An 801-nucleotide genomic window follows, 5' to 3' on the forward strand; every position below is an offset into this window, starting at 1 on the left:
AGCAAGCTCGCTGCCGGCCTCGCCGGGCATGGCGCCAAGGCCGAACCGGCATCGGCCGAGCCCGGAAGGACCACCTCGGCCAAAGGCGCAAGCGTGAAAACCGGCAAGGACGAATTGGAAGCAAAGGCGCACAAGGCCGACGCCGAACAGACGGCGTCGGATACCGCGCCGCTTCAGGACGACCTGCCGCTGCTGATCGCGTTTCATGACCTGCGGCATTTCTCGACAGCGGCCAAGGCAGCGGGGGGCAATGCGGCCACCGGCGAGAATCCGTCGGACCCGGCGCTCGGCGGACAGGCTGCACTGCCAAAGACCTACCGCTCAAAATCGTCGGGCGGACGCGAAGCACTCGAAACCGTGTCGAAGCCGGAGCAGGCGTCGACCGTCGACGGACCTTTGACGGCGCTTGACGGTCAGTCGCCGAGCGCTGCCTCCAGCGCGCCAAAACGCGACGTCACAGCGGCGGCCCGGAAGCTGTCGGACGCGCCGGCTGCCGATGTGCCCGGCGTGCCGTCGAAGCCCACCACGAATGCGATGAGGAGCATCGAGGATGTGCGGTCCTCGATGCGTCCCGAAGCGGGAAAACAGTCCCTGTCCGCCGCGCGCATCGACGTGGTGTCGGAACGGAGCTTCCCCGCGCCGCCGCAGGGTCCCATCAGCCAGGCGGCCCTCAATGTGATCAACGCCATAGCCGCCGACGCAGGGCCGCAAAAGGCGCTTTCAGCCTCACCCACGACCACCCATCTGGCCAGCTCTGTTGCCGTTCCGACACATGTGTTGAAGATCGAACTTCACCCTGCC

1 pseudogene is annotated in these 801 nt (G+C 66.9%); it reads left to right on the plus strand.

What is annotated here, in order from left to right:
* A pseudogene (locus EN949_RS36090) lies at positions 1–801 on the plus strand (flagellar hook-length control protein FliK); the annotation flags it as partial.

The organism is Mesorhizobium sp. M7A.F.Ca.US.007.01.2.1 (genome assembly GCF_003998165.1).
Taxonomy (GTDB): domain Bacteria; phylum Pseudomonadota; class Alphaproteobacteria; order Rhizobiales; family Rhizobiaceae; genus Mesorhizobium; species Mesorhizobium ciceri.